Raw genomic sequence first — 19,072 nt, forward strand, 5'->3', positions numbered from 1 at the left:
TCATTCAAAGGCCGGACCGGTTCCGGCCTTTTTTATTCCTCAGCCGGCCCCATGTATCCCATGCCCAATCCGGTTAACTGATACTCTCATCGCAAAAACGACCATGACCAATCCCCTGCTCGAACCACACGATCTCCCACCCTTTTCCGTCATCCGCCCCGAACACGTCGAGCCCGCCATCCGCCGGATACTCGACGAGAATCGACAAGCCATCGCCGCACTCCTACAAGAAGGCAACGAGTACCGATGGGATAATCTCGCCGCCCCTATGGAAGACTTGGACGATCGGCTGAGCCGGACCTGGGGCTCGGTGGGACATCTGAACGCCGTTGTCAACAGCGATGCCCTGCGCGAAGCCTATAACGCTTGCTTGCCTTTGATCAGCGACTACTCGACGGAAGTCGGCCAGAATGCAGCCCTCTGCCAGGGCTACCGCCAACTTGCCGAGAGTCCGGAGTTCACGACACTGGAGGAAGCGCAACGCAAGATCGTGGAAAACGCGCTGCGGGATTTCCGTCTGTCCGGCGTCGACCTGCCGGCGGAACAGAAAGCCCGCTACAAAGAAATCGCCCAGGAATTGTCCCGGCTCACCAGCCAGTTTCAGGATAATCTGCTCGATGCCACCCAAGCCTGGACCAAACACATCGAGGACGAGGCCCAGTTGGCGGGCATCCCCGAGTCGGCGCGGGCGGTCGCCCGCCAGACCGCCGAGCGGCAGGGCAAGAGCGGATGGATATTCACACTGGAATTTCCGTCCTACTACGCGATCATCAACTACGCCGACGACCGCGAGCTGCGGCGTGAGTTTTATTCCGCCTATGCGACCCGTGCCTCGGAACTGGGGCCCAAGGCCGGCCAATGGGACAACGGTCCGCTGATGGAGCGCATACTCGCCCTGCGCCACGAAGAAGCCCGGTTACTGGGATACGCCAATTATGCCGAGCTGTCGCTGGCCACCAAGATGGCCCGGAATACCGTCGAAGTCACGGCGTTCCTGGAAGATCTCGCACGGCGCTCGCTGCCAGTCGCCCGCCGCGATCTGGAAGAACTGCGCGCTTTTGCTCGCGAGCAGCATGGCCTGGACCAGCTGGAGTCCTGGGATTTGGGCTATTACTCGGAAAAGCTGCGCGAACACGCTTACGCCTTGTCGGAAGAAGAACTCAAGCCCTACTTTCCGGCTAATCGGGTGGTCGCCGGCATGTTCGCCGTGGTCGACCGCTTGTACGGGCTCAAGATTCGCGAACTGAAAGACGTCGATGTCTGGCATCCCGATGTGCGCTATTACGAAATTCGCGACCGCGACGGCGAGTTACGCGGTTCTTTCTATCTGGACCTCTACGCCCGCCCCAACAAGCGCGGCGGAGCCTGGATGGACGAATGCATCCCGCGCCGGCGTCTGAGCACCTCCGTGCAGTCGCCGGTCGCCTATCTGATCTGCAACTTTACCCCGCCGGCCGGCACGGACCCCGTTCTGCTTCGCCACGATGAGGTGTTGACCTTATTCCACGAATTCGGACATGGCCTGCACCACATGCTGACCAAGGTGGATCATCTCGGCGTATCCGGCATCCATGGCGTGGAATGGGACGCGGTCGAGCTGCCCAGCCAATTCATGGAAAACTTTTGCTGGGAACGCGAGGCCCTGGATCTCATCGCCGGTCACTACCAGACCGGAGACCCCTTGCCGCAAGCCTTATTCGACAAGATGATCGCCGCCCGCAACTTCCAGTCCGGCATGCAGATGGTCCGACAACTGGAATTCAGCCTCTTCGACTTTCGCATCCACAAGGAGTATGCCCCGTCATTGGGGGGACGCGTTTATCAAATTCTCGAGGATGTTCGTGCGCAGACCGCGGTGTTCATTCCTCCGGCCTTCAACCGTTTCCCGCACAGCTTTTCCCACATCTTCGCCGGTGGATACGCGGCGGGCTACTACAGCTACAAATGGGCAGAAGTACTCTCCAGCGATGCTTTCGCCCTATTCGAGGAACAAGGCATATTCGACCCGGAAACGGGACGCGCATTCCTGGAGAAAATACTGGAACGAGGCGGAAGCCGGGAGGCGCTAGAGTCGTTCACCGATTTTCGCGGCAGGGAGCCGCAGATAGACGCGCTACTCCGCCACAGCGGCATCGCCGCATGAGCGGGAAGTTGGGCGCAATGAGCGTCCGCCCGTAGGCGGTGAAACAGCAGCCTGAGTTCAGAGACTCGGGCTGTCGCGCTTTTCAGAACGCACTATGGAGAATCGACCCGCTACGGCCAAATCCAGGACAACGGAAACGATAGACGGCCTAATAGACCTGAAGTCCAAGAGGCGAAGCAAGAATGGTCTGCGCGAAGGGGGAGGTTTACGAGCGGCTTATAACAAGGCTGGAGGTGTCGCGCGCGCCTTCCAATAAACCAAGGTGTGTGGCAAGTATAAGAGACAAGGGCACTTGGCGATTATTCCGCTTATGCTTGCCACATCGTGGAGCTTACTTCGGCTCTTCGTCCTTGAATACCCAACGAATGAAGAATACACCAACGGCGATGATTGCGATGGTAACAACGATACCCGTCGGGGATCTCATTTTTTCAACCAAATCGAGAATTGCTCCCATTTCGTAACCTACCTTAACGTTATTTATTGAAAGGTTTTAGTAACGTAGCGAAGGTCCAAATCCCCCTCTACTATACCAAGCCTATCTTACCGCGTGGGCTTGCGCTGTCAAGGGTGGCTCGAAAAACGGCCCACCCCGGAAAAAGATCGTCCAAGGTCTATTGACGGCGCAATCGGCTCGGATGGCACCTTGGCCCGGACCGACGAGCCGGTCTCCTGCCACCTTTCACTGAATTCAAGGTGCGCACCGTGCTTCTCAAGCCCTCGGACCAACAAGCGCCCTCATCCGCTCGAGCAGGCGCATTTGTGGGCTGGCCAATTCGGCCGACCGTATGGAGCACGTCCAGATGTACTCCGTCGAGTACCGACTCGGCGCAACCAGGGCCGATATCGCTTGTCTAGACGGGCGGGGCGACCGCCGCCGGCAGTCATGGACGCAGAGGAAGAGCAACGTGGCAACGAACCGATGCCGACCGATCGGCTGACGAAAAAGGAGAGGCCGATATCCATGCCTCAACAAAAAATGCCCGGTAGCGGACACCGCTACCGGGCATGCGTGAAAATGGAGTCCAAGGCTCGGCGGCTTCTTTATGAGCCTTCCTATGCAGTGCCGAAAGTCATCCGGCCAGTGTTGTTATCGCCTTGGCCCAACGCTGAGACTGATTAGCCCAGCTGAACGGGGGCACTTACCTTCTGCTTGTCGCCGTCGGGGGAGTTACCGCAACCAACCATGGCTACAGACAGCAGGGCAACACTGATAACGCACAGTACGAGCTTTTTCATAATTCCTCCTCAATTTCACATTGGAAAATACTTAATTATTTTGAGAGTGCCCTAGAGCACAGCGTTTTTATAAATAAGAATCGCACAAAATGCAATAGGGACTCCGAGCATGCCACCCGCATTCCGGACCAACACCCTAGGCCGCGGCGGGCGGCCGTCGACTCGAAGCATCATTCGACCGTGACGGATTTCGCCAAGTTTCGGGGCTGATCCACATCCGTTCCCCTGATCAGGGCGACATGATAAGCGAGGATTTGCAGCGGGATGGTGTACACGATGGGTGCTACGACTTCGTCGGCCTCGGACACCCGCAACACATTTACATTGGGCACACTCGTCATCGCCGCGCGGGCATCAGCGAATACATAAAGCTGCCCGCCACGGGCCTGAACCTCCTGAAGATTGGACTTCAGCTTTTCCAGCAATTCGTTGTTGGGCGCCACGGCGATCACCGGCATTTCTTCATCGATCAGTGCCAGCGGCCCATGCTTGAGTTCGCCGGCCGGATAAGCTTCGGCATGGATATAGGAAATCTCCTTGAGTTTGAGCGCGCCTTCCATTGCAACCGGATATTGGGCCCCACGACCGAGGTAAAGCGCATGCTCCTTGTCCCCGAATCGCTCAGCCCACTTCTCGATCTCCTCTTCCAGCAGGAGCGCGCGCTTGATCTGACCAGGCAAATCCTCCAACTCGCGCACGATACGCGCTTCTTCGGTTGTCGACAGGCCGTTGTGACGCCCCAGGACGACGACCAATAACAACAATGCAGTAAGCTGCGTGGTGAAAGCCTTGGTCGAGGCCACGCCGATCTCCGGGCCCGCTCGCGTCATCAACGTGGATTCGGACTCGCGCACGATGGAGCTTTCCGGTACGTTGCATATCGCCAGAGTATGCGCATACCCCAAGCGCTTGGCCTCCTTGAGCGCGGCCAGGGTGTCTGCCGTTTCACCCGATTGGGAGATCGTGACGAACAGCGTTCCAGGCTGAACGACATGTGGTCGGTAACGGAATTCGCTGGCCACCTCCACGTCACAGGGCAGGCCGGCAATCGATTCCAGCCAATACCGCCCCACCAGACCCGCGTGGTAACTGGTCCCGCAGGCAACGATTTGTACGGCGCGTATATTTTTCAGCGCCGCTTCCGCATGCGGACCGAATGCCGCTTCGAGGACCTTGCCGCCATGGATGCGGCCATCCAGGGTCTTTTCGATTGCGACGGGCTGCTCGTGTATCTCCTTCTGCATGTAGTGGCGATACTCGCCGCGCTCTACGGCATCGGCGGCCAACTTGGTTTCATGGACGGGCCGCTCCACCTGGTTACCCTTGCGATCGTAAACCGTCACCGCGTCCGTGCTCAGATCGGCGATATCGCCGTCTTCCAGAAACAGGAAACGTTGAGTCTCACCGACCAACGCGAACACATCGGAAGCGATGAAGTTTTCGCTTTCGCCCAAACCCACCACCAGGGGACTGCCATGGCGGGCACCGATGAGCCGATGCGGTTCCTGCGCGCTGATGACCCCGATCGCGTACGCTCCCTCCAATATCTCCGTGGTTTGCCGCACCGCATTCAATAGATCCAAGCCTTGATCGAGCAGGTCATGGATCTTGTGAACGACGACTTCGGTATCGGTTTCCGAGTGGAACTCATACCCTTTAGCCTGCAGTTCGACGCGCAGCGCTTCGTGGTTCTCGATGATGCCGTTATGGACCACCGCGACGGTTTCCCGCGAGAGATGGGGATGGGCGTTGCGTTCCGAGGGAACCCCATGGGTAGCCCAGCGCGTATGAGCGATCCCCAGCTTGCCGGCGACTGGGCAGCTATCGAGAAAACTCTGCAACTCCCTGATTTTCCCAACCCGACGGGCGCGTTGCAGCTGACCTTCGTCGTCCAACACCGCAACCCCGGCCGAATCGTAGCCACGGTATTCCAATCTGCGCAGGCCTTCCACCAATATGGGCGTGACCACCCGATGAGCCACCCCTCCGACGATTCCACACATGTTTAAGTCCTCTTCTTGACGGGACGCTGCCATCCCGAAATGCTTGCTTGCTTGGCGCGGCTCAGCGTTAATGTATCCGCCGGGGCATCCTTGGTCAGCGTAGTGCCGGCGCCCAAAGTAGCGTTGCGCCCCACCGTAACCGGTGCAACCAACTGAGTATCCGAGCCGATGAACGCGCCATCTTCAATGACCGTGAGGTGCTTGTTGGCGCCATCGTAATTGCAGGTAATGGTGCCGGCGCCGATGTTTACGCCGGCGCCCACCCGGGCATCACCGACATAACTCAAATGGTTGATCTTGGAACCCTGGCCCACCGTGGTTTTCTTGATCTCCACGAAGTTGCCGATATGCACGTCCTCGGCGAGTACGCTTTCCGGACGTATGCGCGCGAATGGACCGATACGGCCACCGGCACCGATTTGCGCATTTTCAATCACGCTGTTGGCCAGAATTTCCACCCCGTCCCCGATTTCGCTATCCGAAATCAAGACGTTAGGACCGATTTTGACCCGGTTTCCCAGGCGGATGCGCCCCTGCAGCACCACATTGACGTCGATTTCGACATCCTGGCCCAGCGCTTCGATGTCTCCGCGCAAATCGAAACGCGCCGGATCACGCAGCGTGACCCCCTTATCCATTAAATCTTCGGCATGCCGCAACTGATAGAGGCGTTCGAGTTGGGCAAGTTGCGCCCGGTTGTTGATGCCCAATACTTCACTTTCCTCGTCCGGCTGGGTGGTATCGACATAGAATCCGTCTTCGACCGCCAAGGCGATGATGTCGGTGAGGTAGTACTCGCCCTGCGCATTATCGTTGTTTAAACGCCCCAGCCATTCCTTGAGCTTAGCGCCGGGCACCGCCAATATACCGGTGTTGACCTCACCGATAGCGCGCTGTTCATTACTGGCGTCCTTTTCCTCCACGATGCGCACGACTTTGCCTTGTGAGTCGCGCACGATACGCCCGTAACCGCTGGGATTGTCCAGCCTGATGGTCAATAGCCCCAAACTTTGCGGACCGACATGCTGTATCAGCTTCTGCACCGTTTTCAGCCTCAGCAGAGGCACGTCGCCGTACAGTATGAGCACCTTATTCGCATCACTGATCCGATCGGCCACCTGCATGACGGCATGACCGGTACCCAACCGTTCTGTTTGCTCCGTCCAGCGGACCTGCAAATCCGATAAGGCGCTGAGAACCTGCTCGCCGCCATGGCCGTACACTACGTTGATCTCCTGCCCGCCAAGCTGACGGGCCAGACGGTACACATGCTCCAAGAGCGGTGTGCCGCCGATTTTATGCAGGACCTTCGGTGTCGCCGAACGCATACGTGTTCCCTGGCCGGCGGCCAGTATGATCGTCTGTAATTGCATGATGATAAGTGGATGCTATTAATGAATACGATGTCCGCCTCGGGACGGCGATCATGCCGGAAACCCGATATGGTGGGACCGAGGCGAATGACGAATTAAGCCGGGAGCATACAGCGGCGCCTGGAGAAAAGCGCGCAAACAAAAAAACCCGGTAGTCGCGGAAATTATAGTTCCACAACTACCGGGTTTTGTACTGCAGGAAACTTCCTAGCGGTTTTTACGCCAGCGCTCCAGGGTTTTGAGTTGCTCAAGCGCCTCGGTCAGCTCCAACTGCACCTTGGCCAGATCGCGCTTGCCCGATTTGTCGGTCAAGGCTTCCTCGGCACGCCGCTTGGCCTCCTGAGCGGCCGCTTCGTCGATGTCCTTGGCACGTATCGCCTTGTCCGCCAACACCGACACCACATGAGGCTGCACCTCCAGAATGCCGCCGGACACATAGAACGGCAGGGTTTCCTTGTTATCCACCTTGACGCGGACTTCCCCCGGCTTGAGGCGGGTGAGCAGCGGCGCGTGACGCGCCGCGATGCCGACGTCGCCCTCCGCGGCAGGAACGATCACCAACTCCGCCAAGCCGGAGTAAATCGCTTCCTCCGCGCTCACGATGTCTACATGGATGGTCATAGCCATGGTTCGGCCCTCTTAGTTGGTTCAGGCCGCCAAGCGTTTGGCTTTTTCCAAAGCCTCGTCGATGGTTCCCACCATGTAGAACGCCTGTTCGGGAATATCGTCGTATTCGCCTTCGACGATGCCCTTGAAGCCTGCAATGGTGTCCTTGAGCGACACGTACTTGCCGGGAGAACCCGTAAACACTTCCGCCACGAAGAACGGCTGGGACAGGAAGCGCTGGATCTTGCGTGCGCGGGATACGACCTGCTTGTCTTCCTCGGACAGCTCGTCCATGCCCAGAATCGCGATGATGTCGCGCAATTCCTTGTAGCGCTGCAAAGTACCCTGCACCTTGCGGGTCACGTTGTAATGATCCTGACCGATGACCAGCGGGTCCAGCTGACGGCTGGTGGAATCCAGCGGATCGACGGCCGGATAGATGCCCAGCTCGGCGATCTGACGTGACAATACGACGGTCGCGTCCAAGTGCGCGAAGGTCGTCGCCGGAGAGGGGTCGGTCAAGTCGTCGGCCGGAACGTAAACGGCCTGGATCGACGTGATGGAGCCAGTCTTCGTGGAGGTGATGCGCTCCTGCAGAACGCCCATTTCCTCGGCCAGGTTCGGCTGATAGCCCACCGCCGACGGCATGCGGCCCAGCAGCGCGGACACCTCGGTGCCGGCCAGGGTGTAGCGGTAGATGTTGTCGATGAACAACAGCACGTCACGGCCTTCTTCACGGAAGAACTCGGCCATGGTCAGGCCGGTCAACGCGACACGCAGACGGTTGCCCGGCGGCTCGTTCATCTGGCCGTAAACCAGGGACACCTTGTCCAGAACGTTGGAGTCCTTCATTTCATGGTAGAAGTCGTTGCCTTCGCGGGTACGCTCGCCGACGCCGGCGAATACCGAATAACCGCTGTGCTCGATCGCGATGTTGCGGATCAACTCCATCATGTTGACGGTCTTGCCCACACCGGCGCCGCCGAACAAGCCGACCTTGCCGCCCTTCGCGAACGGGCATACCAGGTCGATGACCTTGATACCGGTTTCCAGCAGTTCGTTGGTAGCCGCCTGGTCGTCGAAGCTCGGCGCCTTACGATGGATGCCCCAACGCTGTTGTTCGCCGATCGGACCTTTCTCGTCGATGGGATCACCCAGCACGTTCATGATGCGGCCCAGCGTTTCCTTGCCCACGGGCACGGAAATCGCGGCTCCCGTGTTGATCACGTCCAGACCGCGCTGCAGGCCGTCGGTGCTGCCCATGGCGATGGTTCTGACCACGCCATCACCCAACTGCTGCTGTACTTCCAGGGTCAGATTGACGCTCTCGACCCTCAAGGCATCGTAAATTTTGGGCAGCGTCTCACGGGGAAACTCCACGTCGACCACCGCGCCGATAATCTGAACGATTTTGCCAGAACTCATGTTTCGACCTCTTAATTATTTAAAGCTCTATTCGAACCGCTTAAACCGCCGCCGCGCCGCCAACGATTTCGGAAATTTCCTGCGTGATCGCCGCCTGGCGCGCCTTGTTGTAGATCAGCTGCAGCTCGTTGATGAGCTTGCCGGCATTGTCCGAAGCGCTTTTCATCGCGACCATGCGGGCCGCCTGTTCGCATGCGTTGTTCTCGACCAGACCCTGGAAGACGATGGACTCGATGTAGCGCACCAGCAAATCGTCCAGCACTTCTTTCGCGTCGGGCTCGTACAAATAATCCCAATGGCCCTTCAACTCTTCGGCAAACTCTTCCACCCGTATCGGAAGGAGTTGTTCCAGCTTGGGCTTCTGCGTCATGGTGTTCACAAACTCGTTGTAGAACACGTAAAGCGCATCGATCTCGCCTTTGCTGTACTCGTCCAGCATGACCTTGATCACGCCGATGATGTCCTGCAAGTGCGGGGTATCGCCGAGCTTCGTGGCCTGGGCGAGTACGTCGACGCCGATCCCGTTGAAAAATACGCTGCCCTTCTGGCCGATGGTAACCATCCGCAGGTCGATCTTCTCGTCCTGCCAGGCGCGAAACTTTTTCAGGGCCTGACGGAACAAGTTCGAATTCAGACCTCCGCACAAACCGCGATCGGACGAAATCAACACCACGCCCACGCGCTTGACTTCCCTTTCCACGGTGAACGGATGCGTGTATTCAGGCTTGGCATGAGCCAGATGCTTGATGATCTGAGCGATCTTCTTGGAATAGGGTCGGGTGGCCTGCATGCGGAGCTGAGTCTTCCGCATCTTGCTGGTAGCGACTTTTTCCATGGCGCGCGTGATCTTCTGAGTATTCTTGATACTCGCGATCTTTACGCGGATTTCTTTACCTACGGCCATTTACGTACCCCTTACCAGGCGTGCGTTGCTTTGAATTTCTTGATCGCCGCGTCGATAGCCGACTGGATTTCGTCGTTGTAATCACCGCTCGCATTGATCTTGTCCAGCAAATCGGCGTGCTCGGACTTTAAATAGCTCTGCAGAGCATCTTCGAAATCGCGCACCTTGCTGACTTCAACATCGTCCAGATGGCCTTCATTCGCCGCATAGATGGAAACGCCCATCTGCGCGACGCTCATCGGCGCGTACTGGTTCTGCTTCATCAGCTCGGTCACGCGCTGGCCACGCTCGATCTGCTTGCGGGTGCTTTCGTCCAGATCGGAGGCGAACTGGGCGAATGCCGCCAATTCGCGATACTGAGCCAAGTCGAGACGAATACCGCCGCCGAGCTTCTTGATGATCTTGGTCTGCGCGGCGCCGCCTACGCGGGAAACCGACAAGCCGGCGTTCACCGCCGGACGGATGCCGGAGTTGAACAGATTGGTTTCCAGGAAGATCTGGCCGTCGGTGATGGAGATCACGTTGGTCGGAACGAACGCGGAAACGTCGCCGGCCTGAGTTTCGATGATGGGCAACGCGGTCAGGGAGCCGGTCTTGCCTTTCACCTTGCCGCCGGTCAGTTTCTCGACTTCTTCGGCATTGATGCGGGAGGCACGTTCCAGCAAGCGGGAATGCAGGTAGAACACGTCACCCGGATACGCTTCGCGGCCCGGCGGACGGCGCAGCAGCAGGGAAACCTGGCGGTAGGCCCAAGCCTGCTTGGTCAAGTCGTCATAGATGATCAGGGCGTCTTCGCCGCGGTCGCGGAAATATTCGCCCATGGAGCAGCCGGAATACGGCGCGATGAATTGCAGCGCGGCCGACTCGGATGCGGAGGCCACCACGATGATCGTGTGGGCCAGAGCGCCGTGTTCTTCCAGTTTACGGACGACGTTGGCGATGGAGGACTGCTTCTGGCCGATGGCGACGTAGATGCACTTAACCCCGGTGCCTTTCTGATTGATGATCGTGTCGATGGCGATCGCGGTCTTGCCGGTCTGGCGGTCGCCGATGATCAGTTCGCGCTGGCCGCGGCCGACGGGGATCATGGAATCGATCGCCTTCAAGCCGGTCTGCAGCGGTTGGCTGACGGATTGACGACTGATGACGCCCGGTGCGATCTTTTCGATCGGCGAGCGCTCGCTCGTATTCAGAGGCCCCTTGCCGTCGATCGGATTGCCCAAGGCGTCCACGACGCGGCCCAACAAGGCCTCGCCTACCGGTACTTCCAGAATGCGGCCGGTACACTTGACGCTGTCGCCTTCGGCCAGGTGATCGTAGGAGCCCAGCACTACGGCGCCGACGGAATCCCGTTCCAGGTTGAGCGCCATGCCGTAGGTATTGCCGGGAAATTCCAGCATTTCACCTTGCATGACGTCGCTCAGGCCGTGCACACGGACGATACCATCGGTCAGACTGACGACCGTTCCTTCGGTGCGCGACTCAACACCCAGATCGAATTTTTCGATCTTGCTTTTGATGAGGTCGCTAATTTCAGAGGGGTTCAATTGCATGATTCTTTTCTCGCTCTAGTTGTAGAGTCTCTTTGCCAATCGCTGAAGCTGCCCACGCACACTGGCGTCGATGACCCGGTCGCCGGCCTTGATCAGCACGCCGCCGATCAAGGACTCATCGACGTGCACATCGAGCCGCGGCTCTCTACCCAAGTTCTTTTTAAGTACTTCGGCCAACTGTTTGTGTTCTTCTTCTTCCAGCGGATAGGCTGTCGCGACGCGAACGTCGACGTAACCCTCATCCTGCGCCTTGTACTGTTCGAACTGATCCCGAATCGCGCCGGCCAGACCGATACGGCGGTTGGCGACCAGGATACGAACGAAGCTGCGGGCTTCGTCGTCCAGATGCCCGCCGCACAAGTCCAGCACGGCCTCGACGAACTGTTCCTTTTTGGCTTTCGGGTTGCTCGCTGCCGCCGCGATGCGGGGCTCTGCGATAACCTGCGCCAGGAGCCCAAGAGCGGTCGACCATTGCTCGGCCGTCCCGGTCTCACGTGCCCTCTTGTACGCGGCGACCGCGTAAGGCCTTGCCAGGGTCGCTACTTCGCTCATTGCGCCTGACCCAACTGCTTGCCTAGGTTATCGATGATTTCCTTGTGCTTACCCTGATCGACTTCCTTCTTGAGTATCTGCTCCGCAGCGGACAGCGCCAGGGAAGCGACTTGCTGACGCAATTTCTCCTGGGCCTGTTGAACCTCGCGATCGATCTCCGACTTGGCCGCATGAACGATGCGCTCGCCCTCCTGCTTGGCCGCCAGCTTGGACTCCTCGGCCAATTCATTGGCGCGTTTTTGAGCCAGGTTCACGATCTCGGATGCCTGGTCCTTGGCATCTTTCAGTACGGATTTAGCCTTCTTATCCGCAAGCTCGAGCTCATGCTTGCCTTTATCGGCTGCGGCCAACCCTTCGGCGATCTTTTTCTTGCGCTCTTCGAGCGCCTGTAACAAGGGCGGCCAAACGTACTTCATGGTGAACCACACCAGAAGCGCGAAGGTGATGATCTGCCCGATAATGCTGGCATTAATACTCACGGCGCTTACCTCATTCTTTAAAGATAGGGAACGGTATCGTCCGAACCGCTTACTTAACGAACGGGTTGGCGAAGGTGAAGAACAGAGCGAGACCGACGCCGATCATGGTTACGGCGTCCAGCAGACCTGCCACGATGAACATTTTTACCTGTAGCAGGGGAACCAGTTCCGGCTGACGCGCAGCGCCTTCCAGGAATTTGCCACCCAGCAAACCGAACCCGATTGCGGTACCCAAAGCGCCCAAGCCGAGAATCAGACCAACAGCGATAGCAGTCAAACCGTATACAGTTTCCATAGTTCCTCCGAATTTAAAGTGGGATGTTGCGTTGAAAAAAGCTTTAGTGATCTTCGTGAGCCAGGCTCAGATAAACGATGGTCAACACCATGAATATGAAAGCTTGCAGCGTGATGATCAGGATATGGAAGATCGCCCAGGGCAAACTCAGCGCCGGCTGTATCCACCAGGGCAACAGGGCGATCAATATGAATATCAACTCACCTGCATACATGTTGCCGAAGAGTCGAAGACCGAGAGAAATGGGCTTGGCCACTTCCTCAACCAGTTTCAACAGCAGATTGAACGGGATCATCCACACACCGAACGGCGTCAGCAGCATTTCTTTGGCGAAGCCGACAGGTCCCTTGACCTTGATGCTGTAGAAGATGATCAGGAAGAAGACCGAGATGGACATGGCGAAAGTGGCGTTGAGATCGGTACTCGGCACCACGCGCAAATACTCGATACCGAACAAGCCCGCGATCATCGGCAGCAAATCGACCGGCAGCAAATCCATGGTGTTCATCAAAAACACCCAACAGAAAATGCTCAGCGCCAAGGGCGCGATCAGCGCATTGCGCCCATGAAAGCTGTCTTTGACCTGGGTATCGACAAACTCGACGATCATCTCCGCGAAGTTCTGCAGATTCCCGGGCACGCCGCTGGTCGCACTTTCGGCGGCCTTTTTGAAAAGGAAGATGAAGACGAAACCGAGAAACGCGGAAAAGAAAAGAGTATCCAGATGAAACGTCCAGAATCCCTCACCGGCCGACAAGGTAGTCAGGTGGTGGATGATGTATCCGGTTGCACCGCCTTCTGAGCCGTGTACTGCTTCGGTTGCCATAGTCTCAATCCGTAGTTCGTTTAATTCTTTAACAAAAGCGCGAGCCAGAAAACCGCGATCACTGAAACGAAGCCAGCGAACAATGCCGGGTAAGCCAAGCCCGGCAACTGAAAAATCAATACAAACAGCAGCGCGGTGCCGGCCAGCTTGGCCGCCTCACCCAGATAAAAAGCCCTTACGACTTGCCGCGCCGTCTTGGTTGGATCTTTACGCCCGAATGCGATGGCGAAATATAAATTGGGCAGAAACGCAACCAGCGATCCCAGCAGGGCGGACAGTGCGCTCGTCCCGCCGCCGAGCATCCAGGCGACGACGGCTACAGCCAAAGCCAGCAAGAGCTGCAACCCCAGCAAACGCCTGACCACGCCATACAGGCGGACCCCACTCAATCGCCGTTCCCCCCCACAAAACGCGCGGCATCATACCAACCGGGTCGGCAAACATCAACGACGCGACGGAGTGCGCGAGCCGGCCCGGCCCCCAAAATCCTCAATCCAAACCCCTGATTATAAAGAGCTCCGTTTCTAATCGGACGCAAAAGACGGCAATCGAAAATGAACTCTTTCCTGCTCGGCCGAAACCCGTCTCTCCTCATTCCAGGCGCTTCAATACGCCATCCAACTGGTCGAGATTGTCATAGTTGATGATCAGTTTGCCGACCCCTTTTTTGCCGTGCTTGATTTCCACCCTGACGCCCAGGGTCTGGGTCATGCGCTCGACCAGGCGCTCGATGTCCGGGTCCTGCCGCGGAACAAGCTGGGCCTCACCGGGCGCCTCGTTGAGCTTGCGTATCAGACTTTCGGTTTCCCGCACGGTCAGTTGTTTTTCCGCGACCTTGCCGGCGATTTCGCCCTGCTTGTCGTAAGCGACGCCCAGGATGGCACGCGCGTGCCCCATCTCGATGGCGCCGCTTTGCAGGTAGGCCTTCGCATCGGGATTCAGTTCGTTCAGACGCAGCAGATTGGTCACCGTGGCGCGCGACTTGCCCACCGCATCGGCCACCTGCTGATGCGTCATGGAGAACTCCTCCAGCAAGCGGCGCAACGCCTCTGCTTCCTCCAAAGGATTGAGGTCTTCGCGCTGGATGTTTTCGATCAACGCGATCGCCAATGCCGCCTGATCGGTAACTTCGCGAACCACGGCCGGTATCTCGTGCAATCCCGCCAGTTGCGCGGCCCGCCAGCGGCGTTCGCCGGCGATGATTTCATACCGATCGGGATCGACGCTTGCGCGCACGACGATGGGTTGCACCACGCCCTGCGCGCTGATGGAGTCGGCCAGCTCCTGCAGGCCGGCGGGATCGAAGTCCTTGCGCGGCTGGAATCGCCCGCTCTTCAGGAACTCGACGGGCAGCGTGCGCAACTTGTCGCTGCCTCCGATGACGTCGGTGCGTGTGGTACCGAGCAAGGCGTCGAGTCCGCGCCCCAGCCCTCTTTTCTTAACGCTCATGATGCATTCCCAGAGTTTCAATCGGGTCGAGCGCCGTTCTCGTTGCGCCGGACGATCTCTCCCGCCAGCGCCAGATAGGCCACCGCGCCGCGGGAGGATTTGTCGTAATGGATGACCGGCAGGCCGTGACTGGGCGCCTCGGCCAGGCGGATGTTGCGGGGCACGATGGTGCGCAGCACCTTGTCGCCGAAATGTTCCTGCAACTGGCCGGACACTTCCCCCGCAAGCCGGCTGCGCGCGTCATACATGGTGCGCAGCAGGCCTTCGATGCCCAGCCTGGGGTTCACCGTATCGCGGATGTTGCGCAAGGTGTCCATCAGGTCGGACAGGCCTTCCAGCGCGTAATACTCGCACTGCATGGGGATCAACACGCTGTCCGCCGCCACCAGTGCGTTGACGGTCAGCATGTTTAAAGACGGCGGGCAGTCGATGAGGATGTAATCGTAACGGTCGCGGCAGTCCCGCAAGGCCGTCGCGAGTATGCGCTCACGATCGGCCTTCTGCAGCAGTTCCACCTGGGCGGCGGTCAGGTCGGCGTTGCCGGGCAACAAATGCAGGCCGAGGGTGGTGAGCTCGACGACCGCCTCGCGGATGGCGGACAATCCGAGCAGGACGTCGTAGACGGTGTGCCGCACGTTTTTTTTGTCCACGCCGCAGCCCATGGTGGCATTGCCCTGCGGATCGATGTCCACCAGCAGCACGCGCCGTTGCGTCGAGGCGAGCGATGCCGCCAGGTTGACGCTGGTGGTGGTCTTGCCCACGCCCCCCTTCTGATTGGCCACCGCAATGATTTTAGCCATGGCTATCCCCGATTTCTGATTTTGATGAGATGGCGTTCGGCCTCCACGCCGGGCACCGCGAGCGCCTGTCCTTCCACGTCCCAGCCCGTCAACTCGGCGATCTCGCTTGCGGGCAGTTTGCCCTTCTGCGCGAGGATGGTCCCACCGGGCTTCAGCAAGGAGCCGGTCTGTCTGACGATGTCAGCCAGACTGGCATAAGCACGCGCCAAGACCACATCGTAGCCCTCCGCGTCGCGGAACTGCTCGATACGGCTATGCACCACTTGCACGTTGCGCAAGCCCAGTTCGATGGCGGCCTGCTGGACGAAGCGGGTCTTCTTGGAGTTGCTGTCCAGCAGCGTAAAACGATGTGTCGGCGAGTAGATCGCCAGCGGAATGCCGGGCAACCCGGCGCCCGTTCCCACGTCCAGCACCCGCTCGCCCTGCAGATGCGGCAAGATGGCCAAGCTGTCCAACAGGTGCAGACGCACCCGGTCTTGCGGTGAGGCGATGGCGGTCAGGTTGTAGATGCGGTTCCACTTGCCCATCAGGTTCAGGAATTCCAGCAAGCGCGCTTGCCGGATCGAATCGGCGGGCAGACCCAAGGCGGCGAGGCCCTCGCTCAGCAGTTCTTCGACGGTACTCACCGGCTCAAACGCTTAATTTTTTCAAGTGAACCAACAGCAATGAAATGGCTGCCGGCGTGATGCCGGGTAGACGGGAGGCCTGCCCTATGGTCTCCGGTTGCTGGCGGCGCAGTTTTTCCCGCACCTCGTTGGACAACCCGACGACGTTGGCATAATCGAAAGACTCCGGCAGACGCCAGTGATCGTGGCGGCGCGCACGCTCGATGTCCGCCTGCTGACGGTCGATGTAGCCGGCATATTTGGCCTGGATTTCGACCTGCTCGGCCACCGCGGCATCGATGGACGAACCTTCATCGAGGACCAGGGGAGCCAGATCCGCCAGGATCACCTCGGGGCGGCGCAGCAAATCCAGCGCACTGGCTTCGCGCACCAGCGGGGAACTCAAAACCTCGCCGTATCGCTCGACCTCGGCCGAACCCGGCTTGATCCAACGCGTCGCAAGCTCTTCCCTGAGCTGGGCGATCGCCTCGCGTTTGGCCTCGAAGGCCTGCCAGCGCACATCATCCACCAGTCCCAGGTCGCGGCCCTGTGCGGTGAGCCTGAGGTCGGCATTGTCCTCGCGCAGCAACAAACGGTATTCGGCCCGGCTGGTGAACATGCGGTAAGGCTCGGCCGTTCCGCGGGTGATGAGATCGTCGATCATCACGCCGATATAGGCTTCGTCCCGGCCCGGCGACCATACCTCAAGCTCCCGCGCCTTGCGGGCGGCGTTCAAGCCGGCGATCAAGCCCTGAGCCGCCGCCTCTTCGTAACCCGTGGTGCCGTTGATCTGGCCGGCGAAAAACAGGTGCTCGACATGCTTGGTTTCCAGCGTGGACTTGAGCCCGCGCGGGTCGAAGAAGTCGTATTCGATGGCATAGCCGGGACGGGTGATGTGCGCGTTCTCGAAGCCCCTGATAGACCGGACCAGCGCCAACTGCACGTCGAACGGCAGGCTGGTGGAAATGCCGTTCGGATAGACTTCCCGGCAATCCAGCCCTTCGGGCTCGACGAAAATCTGGTGCGAGTCCTTGTCCGCGAAACGCACGACCTTGTCTTCGATCGAGGGACAATAACGCGGCCCAACGCCTTCGATCACGCCCGCATACATGGGCGAACGATCCAGTCCGCCACGGATGATTTCATGCGTCCGCGTGCTGGTCCGCGTGATATAGCAGGAGATCTGCGGCGGATGATCCTCGCGCCGGCCCAGGAAGGAAAACACCGGCGTCGGCGTATCGCCCGCCTGTTCCTGCATCACCGAGAAATCGATGCTGCGGCGGTCTATGCGCGGCGGCGTGCCCGTCTTCAACCGGGAAACCGTGAATGGCAGTTCGCGCAAACGTCGGGCCAACGCATTGGAAGGCGCATCGCCGGCGCGGCCACCTTCGTAATTCTCCAGGCCGATATGGATGCGCCCGGCCAGGAAGGTGCCTACGGTCAGCACGACGGAACGCGCACGGAAGCTCAGCCCCATCTGGGTCACCACGCCGACGGCCCGGCCGTTTTCCACGATCAGGTCGGACACGGTCTGCTGGAACAGCCACAGATTGGGCTGAGTCTCCAGCGCCCGGCGCACCACCGCCTTGTAGATCTGCCGGTCGGCCTGCGCCCGCGTCGCCCGCACCGCCGGTCCCTTGCTGGCATTCAGGATGCGGAACTGGATGCCGGCCTGATCGATGGCCCTCGCCATCAGACCGCCCAGCGCATCGATTTCCTTGACCAGATGCCCCTTGCCTATGCCGCCGATGGCGGGATTGCAGCTCATCTGCCCCAGGGTTTCGACATTTTGCGTCAGCAGCAGAGTCACCGCGCCCGTGCGCGCGGAAGCCAAGGCGGCCTCCGTCCCGGCGTGCCCGCCGCCGACCACGATCACGTCAAATTCGTTGGGATATTGCATGAAACCAAGGCGTTTAGAACGAAGGGCACGGAAGGGACTACGGTCGACAGCCCGCAGGGAAACGGGGACCAGCCGTAATGTAGTGGGCACGCATATTACACCAAACCCGTCGGCGGGTCAGGCGGCAGCGTCAGGAAGCGGCGGCGCTGGAAGGGGGTTGATGTTCGCGGCAAATCGAATCGATGTCCTCGCCCTGCAGCTGCTCGCCCGTCAAGGTACAGCGCCGGGCGTCGTCCTCCTCGATCTTGTGGTACCGGCAAGTCTTGCAAACGCCGAAAGTCTTGAGCTGATTCGATTTCTGCAAAGCCTGCAGCAGGGAATCCAGCGCGGCAACCGCCGACGCCCGCTCTTCGGCGGACATGATCTCGACCGCGCTTTCCAGGTTGCCTGGGGGGAAAAAGTCCCTCACGGCCTGCCTGCCCGCCTCCGTCAACACCAGATGGATGACCCGCCGGTCTTTGAGATCCGGCCGCTTTTCCACCAAACCGGCCATTTCCAGCACGCCCAAGGTTTGCGACACCGTGCCTTTGGTCAAGCCCAAATAGTCGGTCACCGCCGCCGGTGTATTGCTGTAGCGGTTGCAATGGCTTAGGTAGCGCAAGGCTTCCAGTTGCACGGGCTGCAGCCCCCGACCCACGCTCAGCTTGCGGGTATCGGTCCGCAACAGATTGGCGATACGCTCCAGATATTCGTAAATCGGTTCGCTTAGCATGAAAATGATGGTATCGAAACGATATAAATTTGACAATCGGGCGACAGCCCCTATAAGCTAACCTCGTATCGCCGCGATACTATAATATCCTTCCGCTTCACCTCCTCAATATGACGGGGAGTGACGGGCGTCAATCACGGGTAACCGGGCGCTTCGCTCCTCGCTTTTTTGCCACCCCGTCGACACGGTCGACTCCGGCAGACCGCGC

At 59.1% G+C, this 19,072-nt stretch carries 17 protein-coding genes; 1 reads left to right on the top strand and 16 read right to left on the bottom strand.

All coding sequences use genetic code 11. The features are described from left to right. Positions 1 to 103: 103 nt before the first annotated feature. Positions 104 to 2,143, top strand: a complete 2,040-nt coding sequence (gene prlC / locus JWZ97_RS12605) for an oligopeptidase A (RefSeq protein ID WP_205429724.1) — start codon at positions 104 to 106, stop codon at positions 2,141 to 2,143. Between the two features lie 1,409 nt (positions 2,144 to 3,552). Here prlC and glmS read toward each other — a convergent pair. The 16 genes from glmS to JWZ97_RS12685 form a co-directional block, all read right to left on the bottom strand. Continuing rightward, positions 3,553 to 5,385, bottom strand: coding sequence for a glutamine--fructose-6-phosphate transaminase (isomerizing) (gene glmS, locus JWZ97_RS12610; protein WP_205429726.1), 1,833 nt, complete (start codon positions 5,383 to 5,385; stop codon positions 3,553 to 3,555). A 2-nt stretch (positions 5,386 to 5,387) separates the two neighbouring features. Next, entirely contained in the window at positions 5,388 to 6,758 is a 1,371-nt protein-coding gene (gene glmU / locus JWZ97_RS12615) for a bifunctional UDP-N-acetylglucosamine diphosphorylase/glucosamine-1-phosphate N-acetyltransferase GlmU (RefSeq protein WP_205429727.1), read from the bottom strand. 207 nt (positions 6,759 to 6,965) lie between these two features. Beyond that, positions 6,966 to 7,385 (bottom strand): F0F1 ATP synthase subunit epsilon, encoded by a 420-nt coding sequence (locus JWZ97_RS12620; protein ID WP_205429729.1) that lies wholly within the window; start codon positions 7,383 to 7,385, stop codon positions 6,966 to 6,968. A 21-nt stretch (positions 7,386 to 7,406) separates the two neighbouring features. Continuing rightward, positions 7,407 to 8,789 (bottom strand): F0F1 ATP synthase subunit beta, encoded by a 1,383-nt coding sequence (gene atpD / locus JWZ97_RS12625; protein WP_205429730.1) that lies wholly within the window; start codon positions 8,787 to 8,789, stop codon positions 7,407 to 7,409. Positions 8,790 to 8,829: 40 nt separating this feature from the next. Further along, positions 8,830 to 9,693 (bottom strand): F0F1 ATP synthase subunit gamma, encoded by an 864-nt coding sequence (gene atpG, locus JWZ97_RS12630; protein ID WP_205429731.1) that lies wholly within the window; start codon positions 9,691 to 9,693, stop codon positions 8,830 to 8,832. 11 nt (positions 9,694 to 9,704) lie between these two features. Next, positions 9,705 to 11,249: a F0F1 ATP synthase subunit alpha gene (gene atpA, locus JWZ97_RS12635; RefSeq protein WP_256438485.1), complete on the bottom strand. Its 1,545-nt coding sequence runs from the start codon at positions 11,247 to 11,249 to the stop codon at positions 9,705 to 9,707. Between the two features lie 12 nt (positions 11,250 to 11,261). Beyond that, positions 11,262 to 11,798, bottom strand: a complete 537-nt coding sequence (locus tag JWZ97_RS12640) for a F0F1 ATP synthase subunit delta (protein ID WP_205429733.1) — start codon at positions 11,796 to 11,798, stop codon at positions 11,262 to 11,264. Then, complete coding sequence (locus JWZ97_RS12645; protein WP_205429734.1) at positions 11,795 to 12,277, bottom strand: F0F1 ATP synthase subunit B; 483 nt, start codon at positions 12,275 to 12,277, stop codon at positions 11,795 to 11,797. The genes JWZ97_RS12640 and JWZ97_RS12645 overlap by 4 nt, the downstream gene beginning before the upstream one ends. A 49-nt stretch (positions 12,278 to 12,326) precedes the next feature. Beyond that, positions 12,327 to 12,572, bottom strand: coding sequence for a F0F1 ATP synthase subunit C (gene atpE, locus JWZ97_RS12650; protein WP_205429740.1), 246 nt, complete (start codon positions 12,570 to 12,572; stop codon positions 12,327 to 12,329). A 43-nt stretch (positions 12,573 to 12,615) separates the two neighbouring features. Continuing rightward, positions 12,616 to 13,398, bottom strand: a complete 783-nt coding sequence (gene atpB, locus JWZ97_RS12655) for a F0F1 ATP synthase subunit A (protein WP_205429742.1) — start codon at positions 13,396 to 13,398, stop codon at positions 12,616 to 12,618. A 20-nt stretch (positions 13,399 to 13,418) separates the two neighbouring features. Next, positions 13,419 to 13,742: an ATP synthase subunit I gene (locus tag JWZ97_RS12660; protein WP_205429750.1), complete on the bottom strand. Its 324-nt coding sequence runs from the start codon at positions 13,740 to 13,742 to the stop codon at positions 13,419 to 13,421. A gap of 247 nt (positions 13,743 to 13,989) precedes the next feature. Further along, a complete protein-coding gene (locus tag JWZ97_RS12665) occupies positions 13,990 to 14,847 on the bottom strand; it encodes a ParB/RepB/Spo0J family partition protein (protein ID WP_205429752.1) in 858 nt (285 codons plus the stop codon). Positions 14,848 to 14,864: 17 nt separating this feature from the next. After that, the gene (locus tag JWZ97_RS12670; protein ID WP_205429754.1) at positions 14,865 to 15,647 is read right to left on the bottom strand and encodes a ParA family protein; all 783 of its coding nucleotides are present in this window, start codon (positions 15,645 to 15,647) and stop codon (positions 14,865 to 14,867) included. Between the two features lie 2 nt (positions 15,648 to 15,649). After that, positions 15,650 to 16,273 (bottom strand): 16S rRNA (guanine(527)-N(7))-methyltransferase RsmG, encoded by a 624-nt coding sequence (rsmG, locus tag JWZ97_RS12675; RefSeq protein WP_240342338.1) that lies wholly within the window; start codon positions 16,271 to 16,273, stop codon positions 15,650 to 15,652. Between the two features lie 4 nt (positions 16,274 to 16,277). Further along, the gene (gene mnmG, locus JWZ97_RS12680) at positions 16,278 to 18,152 is read right to left on the bottom strand and encodes a tRNA uridine-5-carboxymethylaminomethyl(34) synthesis enzyme MnmG (protein ID WP_205429756.1); all 1,875 of its coding nucleotides are present in this window, start codon (positions 18,150 to 18,152) and stop codon (positions 16,278 to 16,280) included. Positions 18,153 to 18,282: 130 nt separating this feature from the next. Continuing rightward, entirely contained in the window at positions 18,283 to 18,864 is a 582-nt protein-coding gene (locus JWZ97_RS12685) for a MarR family winged helix-turn-helix transcriptional regulator (RefSeq protein ID WP_205429757.1), read from the bottom strand. Between the last annotated feature and the right edge of the window lie 208 nt (positions 18,865 to 19,072).

Origin of the sequence: Methylococcus sp. EFPC2, assembly GCF_016925495.1 — a bacterium.
GTDB lineage: Bacteria > Pseudomonadota > Gammaproteobacteria > Methylococcales > Methylococcaceae > EFPC2.

Coding starts and splice junctions, on each gene's coding strand:
- prlC (WP_205429724.1), top strand. CDS start 104: ATGACCAATCCCCTGCTCGAACCACACGATCTCCCACCCTTTTCCGTC.
- glmS (WP_205429726.1), bottom strand. CDS start 5,385: ATGTGTGGAATCGTCGGAGGGGTGGCTCATCGGGTGGTCACGCCCATA.
- glmU (WP_205429727.1), bottom strand. CDS start 6,758: ATGCAATTACAGACGATCATACTGGCCGCCGGCCAGGGAACACGTATG.
- JWZ97_RS12620 (WP_205429729.1), bottom strand. CDS start 7,385: ATGGCTATGACCATCCATGTAGACATCGTGAGCGCGGAGGAAGCGATT.
- atpD (WP_205429730.1), bottom strand. CDS start 8,789: ATGAGTTCTGGCAAAATCGTTCAGATTATCGGCGCGGTGGTCGACGTG.
- atpG (WP_205429731.1), bottom strand. CDS start 9,693: ATGGCCGTAGGTAAAGAAATCCGCGTAAAGATCGCGAGTATCAAGAAT.
- JWZ97_RS12640 (WP_205429733.1), bottom strand. CDS start 11,798: ATGAGCGAAGTAGCGACCCTGGCAAGGCCTTACGCGGTCGCCGCGTAC.
- atpE (WP_205429740.1), bottom strand. CDS start 12,572: ATGGAAACTGTATACGGTTTGACTGCTATCGCTGTTGGTCTGATTCTC.
- atpB (WP_205429742.1), bottom strand. CDS start 13,398: ATGGCAACCGAAGCAGTACACGGCTCAGAAGGCGGTGCAACCGGATAC.
- JWZ97_RS12665 (WP_205429752.1), bottom strand. CDS start 14,847: ATGAGCGTTAAGAAAAGAGGGCTGGGGCGCGGACTCGACGCCTTGCTC.
- JWZ97_RS12670 (WP_205429754.1), bottom strand. CDS start 15,647: ATGGCTAAAATCATTGCGGTGGCCAATCAGAAGGGGGGCGTGGGCAAG.
- mnmG (WP_205429756.1), bottom strand. CDS start 18,152: ATGCAATATCCCAACGAATTTGACGTGATCGTGGTCGGCGGCGGGCAC.
- JWZ97_RS12685 (WP_205429757.1), bottom strand. CDS start 18,864: ATGCTAAGCGAACCGATTTACGAATATCTGGAGCGTATCGCCAATCTG.